At 29.3% G+C, this 225-nt stretch carries 1 protein-coding gene; it reads right to left on the reverse strand.

Annotated features, from left to right (window positions below):
* Positions 1–15 precede the first annotated feature (15 nt).
* A partial coding sequence (locus B2S90_RS04665; RefSeq protein ID WP_286696611.1) for a hypothetical protein occupies positions 16–225 on the reverse strand: 210 nt, incomplete at its 5' end.

Below are 225 nucleotides of genomic sequence, written 5' to 3' on the forward strand. Positions count from 1 at the left end.
GGCAGCTGCCTGCCCTTAGTTATTCTTGATATAGATTGTTATTTGATCATTTTCATGAATATTCTCTACCATATAAGAATACATATTTGTCTGTGTATCAAAATCAATATATTCTGCAATCACTTCTTTATCATTGACCTCTACAATAAAGTTAAGTTCTTCTGGAGATAAGATATTCAATGCATTCATTTCAGGATAATACTCTAAATAAATAGTATGATCATC

It is taken from the genome of Catenibacterium sp. UBA627, assembly GCF_002299355.1.
GTDB classification, from domain to species: domain Bacteria; phylum Bacillota_I; class Bacilli_A; order Erysipelotrichales; family Coprobacillaceae; genus Catenibacterium; species Catenibacterium mitsuoka.